The 4,830-nt window shown below is 56.6% G+C and carries 3 protein-coding genes and 2 pseudogenes; 2 read left to right on the forward strand and 3 right to left on the reverse strand.

Annotated elements, in window-relative coordinates; genetic code table 11:
- Positions 1-261, forward strand: a pseudogene (locus tag SMC5_RS02175) (DUF2325 domain-containing protein); the annotation flags it as partial.
- A gap of 243 nt (positions 262-504) precedes the next feature.
- On the opposite strand, the gene SMC5_RS02180 reads toward SMC5_RS02175, so the two are convergent.
- Complete coding sequence (locus SMC5_RS02180; protein WP_165848930.1) at positions 505-3,261, reverse strand: PAS domain-containing hybrid sensor histidine kinase/response regulator; 2,757 nt, start codon at positions 3,259-3,261, stop codon at positions 505-507.
- Positions 3,262-3,648: 387 nt separating this feature from the next.
- Here SMC5_RS02180 and SMC5_RS02185 point away from each other — a divergent pair, with 387 nt between their 5' ends.
- Complete coding sequence (locus tag SMC5_RS02185) at positions 3,649-3,990, forward strand: hypothetical protein (protein ID WP_119087082.1); 342 nt, start codon at positions 3,649-3,651, stop codon at positions 3,988-3,990.
- A 79-nt stretch (positions 3,991-4,069) separates the two neighbouring features.
- Here SMC5_RS02185 and mce read toward each other — a convergent pair whose 3' ends face one another.
- Positions 4,070-4,480, reverse strand: coding sequence for a methylmalonyl-CoA epimerase (mce, locus tag SMC5_RS02190; RefSeq protein WP_119087083.1), 411 nt, complete (start codon positions 4,478-4,480; stop codon positions 4,070-4,072).
- Positions 4,477-4,830, reverse strand: a pseudogene (locus tag SMC5_RS02195) (hypothetical protein); the annotation flags it as partial. The gene mce and the pseudogene SMC5_RS02195, both read right to left, overlap by 4 nt.

A 4,830-nucleotide genomic window follows, 5' to 3' on the forward strand; every position in this document is an offset into this window, starting at 1 on the left:
AACCTGCAGACATGGCTTCCCAACAGCGTCTGTATCGCTACAAATGGCAAGGAAGACCTTGACCCGGCGGTCCTTTCCACTACCCGCCTCGTGGTCGTCCTGACGTCGTACATCAGCCATTCCTTCTCGGGCAAGGTGATCAACGAGGCGCACAAGAGGGACCTGCCCGTCGTGATGCTGGATTGGCGCAGCGCCAAACACATCCTGCAGGAGATCGACCGCGCGCTGGCGGCACAGCAGGACCTTCCGGCAAAGCAGTAAACCCTATTGTCATTCCCGCGCAAGGGAGCGTGCTTCTCCTCTATCCGTCATTCCCCCGAGCCCTTTTGTCCCTCGCATCCTTTTGTCCAAGATGCGAGGTGTTCTTCAAGGCGAGGGGTGCTTCCCACGAACATGTTGGTGTCATGGGAGTAGCGCTCTGCCGCGCAGGCGAGAATCCATCGTTGCCTTCGGGGTCAGCTGCTAAATGTAGCCGGAGTTGTCATCTCAAGACCGGCAGCCCGCTCAACCTCTGCAGAGCAGACTTTGCACCTTTTCCAGCAGCTGGTGCAAGTCATACGGCTTGGCCAGGAACCCCTGGACACTGTCCTCCTCGAGTATCTGCTTGGCGGTCTTGTTGGAGGCAAACCCGGAGTTTAGCAGGATGGGGACTGTGGGATCCAGAGCACGGATGGCCCGCACGATTTCGCCGGTTGTCATGCCCGGCATGGTCATGTCCAACATGATCAGGTCGATCTCCTTTCGATGCTGTGCAATCATGTCCAAAGCTTCTGCGCCATTTCCCGCCGTCATGACAAGGTATCCGCTTCGCGTGAGCAGAGACTGAGTGACCGTACGCACGACCGGCTCGTCCTCGACTACCAGGACCGTACTGTGTTGTATGTTCTCGACAATGGGTCGAGGCGTCTGTACAGGTACAGCGGGGGAGACACAACGCGGCAGGAAGATGTTAAACGTCGTGCCGGTGTCGTGCCCCGTCGTCGTCGTGATCCACCCGCCGGACTGTTTCACGGCGCCGTAGATGACGGAGAGTCCGAGGCCGGTTCCTGAACCTACGGGCTTGGTCGTATGGAAGGGCTCGAACAGGTGTTCCATGATCTCGTCGGGAATGCCGGGTCCAGTGTCGTTCACGCTCAGGCGTACGTATTCGCCCGTCTGCGCGTAGGGGTACTGACGGACGTAGAGCTCGTCGACGACCTCGTTTCGAACGGAGAACGTCAACGTGCCCTTGCCCTCCATAGCGTCGCGCGCGTTCACGGCCAGGTTCAACAGAATCTGGGTCAACTGCGACCGGTCGGCCAGGATGTTCCAGGCATCTGGCTGGAAGTCCCGTACAATGTTGATTGTGGCCGGCAGCGATTGGTGCAACAGGTCGAGCGTTTCGCCGACTGCCGCATCGACGTCGAGAGCAACCGGTAGGATCGCAGCGCTGCGGCCGAAGGTCAGCAGTCCTTGCGTGAGGTCCGCCGCCTGACGAGCAGCGGTCTCGGCTGCATTCAGGTTTTCCAGCAACGGGTCGGCAGCAAGCAGACCCCCGCGTATCAGGGCGATGTTGCCCAGGATGCCGGTCAGCAAGTTGTTGAAGTCGTGTGCCACCCCTCCTGCCAGTGTCCCGATGGCCTCCATCTTCTGGGACTGGTGAAGCTGCGCCTGCAAGGCCTCCTTCTCTGTCTCCGCCTGCTTGCGCTCGGTGATGTCCCAGAAGGAGATCTGCACACCGTTGATTTTTCCGGCACCGTCATAAATCGGCGTCTTGTAGCTTTGGATGACCCTCGATTCACCGCCGAGGACGGCGCGCTCTTCGATGAATTCCCGAGCTTGCCCGCTGTCCATCACGGCTCGATCGTCACGCCGATATTTCTCAGCCAACTCCGGCGGGTGCAGGTCAAAATCAGTCAGGCCGATGAGGTCAGCTAGTGATAGGTTCAACGCTTCCAAGAAGCGTTGATTGGCAAAGGTGAAGCGTCCCGCCAGGTCTTTGCGGCAAATGCTCAGGGGCGACACTTTGACGAGCGACTGGTAGAGCGCCTCGCTCTCCCGCAGCGCCTCCTCCGCCCGCTTGCGGTCCGTGATGTCGCGGTAGATAGCGTAGACCGCCTCCTGCTTCCCTGCGACCAGAATAGATGCACCGATGAGGGATACATCAACGAGGGTGCCGTCCTTCCTGCGCCGCACCGTTTCCCGAAGGTTTTTCCCGCCTTGAATGGTAGACCTTGTTAGCACCTCGGCTTCTTCCTGGCGTGCGGGAGGAGCCACCAGGTCGTCGAGGTATTGTCCGACGACCTCATCAACCCCATACCCAAACATGCGCACGAACTCGGCGTTCACCCGCATGATCCTGCCTTTGGTATCGGCGATCGCAATGCCTTCCGGGGCTGTCTCCACCAGTTGGTCGAAAAACGCTCGTTCGCGCTGAGCCTCTTCCTCCGCGTGCTTGCGCGCCGTGATGTCACGGCCGATACCTACCAAACCGATAATCCGGCCCTCCTGGTTCCGCAATGGCAGTTTAGAGGAGAGCAACCAACGTTTCTGTTGTTTCTCGTCAAGGATGTACTCTTCCCTATTGAGCACTGGCTCACCAGTCAGCATTACCAATTGATCATCAGCAAAGAACTTCTCCGCAAGTTCCTTTGGATAAATATCGAAATCGTCCTTGCCTAAAACATCAGCTTCCGATTTCACTCCGAGGTAGCGTACTTCAGTTGAGTTGGCGAGTGTCTTGCGGCAGGCCAAATCTTTGGAATAGATTGAATCCGGAATATTATCGATCAGTGTACGAAGCAGTAATCGTTCATTTTGGAGCGTTTCCTCAGCCTGTTTGCGCTCAGTGATGTCGCTGATGAATCCTTCTATGTAGAGCAACTGCCCGGCATCGGAGAAGATGCCTCTCCCTCGCTCCCACACCCAATGATCGGTTTCTCCGCTGGCAACGACAATGGGGTACTCATGTTGGAAAGCCTTTTTCTGCTGAACACAATTCTGTACATTCAGCCACACCCGCTCCCGGTAGTCTTGGCGAATTATGTCGTTGAAAGCCAACTTCTTGTTGTGCAGGAAGTCTTCGGGTGCATAACCCGTTATATCCCTGCACCCATCGCTCATGAACGACATGGTCCAGTCACGGTCGTTCTGGCAACGATAGACAAACCCGGGAAGATTGCCGATCATTGTACGGTAGCGTTCTTCGCTATCTCGCAGCGCTTCCTCCGATGGCCTCTGCACTACGGCAGCCTCATCTGAACGGATTTCCTTGTCAGTCATGGTTGCCCCTCTCCCCAGTTTCCAGACCACATTTGGCCACGTCAGCCCCCGTCCCACAGTGCTCGCGACTGTCTTGTGCATGTTTGTTGCACTCGCAGCTCCTGAACTCTTCTTGACTTCATCGAAGAGCAATTCTCTTGCCACACGCGCGAAAAGAGGGGAACTCGCTCGATTCTGTTCTCAGGATAGTCGTGGCACAGAATGGGTCAAGTTCTGCAGTGAGTTGACACGTCAGTGATGTGGACAAATGGGCACCTTGCCATTCACAGACTTGCCCCGTGGAGTCATTGACGCAAAACGCTGCGCTGCTATATGTATTGTAGTACTTGGATTCTCAATATTGATTTGCGGCCCGGCGCGCGTTCACCGGAGAACAGGAGGCAAGCAATGGAGCCAGTACGCAAAATCTTGATCATACTCTCTACGGCCGAGCGCGAAAAAGCCATGGCAGGTTTGATGTTCGCTAAGAACACTCATGAAAACCACGTGTTTGATGATGTGCGCGTCGTTCTATTTGGCCCAATCGAACGACTTCTCAGCGAGGACAAGGAGATCAGAGACCTTGGTGCGGAGGTCTTCAAGGTTACGGCTCATCCCATGGCCTGCAAGGAGTTCGCAGAAGAGGCGGCCGTGAGCGACGCTCTCAAGAGTCTGGGGTGCGAGATCGATCAGGTGGGGGGCATCATCTCGGAGTGCATCCGAAACGGCTACGTTCCCCTCGTGTTCTAAACGTTTCGTTTCAGCATCGTCGTGTGAATCACAAACGCCCCGGGTAACCGGGGCGTTTGTTTTCCAGATATGCTCTGCGCTACTTCTGTTTTCTCTCGCACAACTCCAAGAGAACGCCGTGCGTTGCCTTGGGGTGAACGAAGGCTATCCGGGCCCCGCCCGCACCGTTACGAGGCGTTTCGTCGATCAACTTGATACCCTTGGCCTTCAGCTCCGCCAGAGCTGCGTCGATGTCGTCGACTCGGATCGCGATGTGATGCAGGCCCTCACCGTGCTTCTCGATGAACTTGGCGACCGAGCTATCCGGACTGGTAGACTCCAGCAGCTCGATCTCCGTGTCGCCCACGGGCAGGAACGCCGTTCTCAGTTTCTGTTCAGGCACCTCCTGGGTACCATGCAGCTCGATACCCAGAGACGCCTGCCAGAATGACAGTGACTCCTGTATGCTGGTAACAGCAATTCCGATATGATCGATGTTCTTGATGTTCATGTATTCCTCCAGCTTTGTTCAAAGATGATGTCTGCCAGCGAATATGGGTCGCTCTGCTTGCTGGCGACCTTTTCCAGCTCTGCCTGCACGGCCGGCTGGTCCAGCTGCTGCTTCATTGTGTCTGCCAGGCGCGCCTTCAGGATCTCCAGAACGTCGAGCTTGGCCATCCGTATCTTGAGTGCATCCAGCTTCCCGGATGCCACAAGATGCGCGCGATGCCGTTCAATCGTATCCACAACGCTCTCGATGCCAGTGTTCAATTCGGCCGATACCTTGAGCACGGGCGGGTTCCAGCCCGTCGTCATCGACAGTTGCAGAACAGATTCGACCTGAGTCGCCGTACGGTCTGC

The sequence above is a fragment of the Candidatus Cryosericum odellii genome (genome assembly GCF_003570935.1).
Lineage (GTDB): Bacteria > Caldisericota > Caldisericia > Cryosericales > Cryosericaceae > Cryosericum > Cryosericum odellii.

Excerpts from the sequence above, each read along its gene's own strand:
- mce (WP_119087083.1), bottom strand. The coding sequence starts at position 4,480 with ATGAACATCAAGAACATCGATCATATCGGAATTGCTGTTACCAGCATA.
- SMC5_RS02180 (WP_165848930.1), bottom strand. The coding sequence starts at position 3,261 with ATGACTGACAAGGAAATCCGTTCAGATGAGGCTGCCGTAGTGCAGAGG.
- SMC5_RS02185 (WP_119087082.1), top strand. The coding sequence starts at position 3,649 with ATGGAGCCAGTACGCAAAATCTTGATCATACTCTCTACGGCCGAGCGC.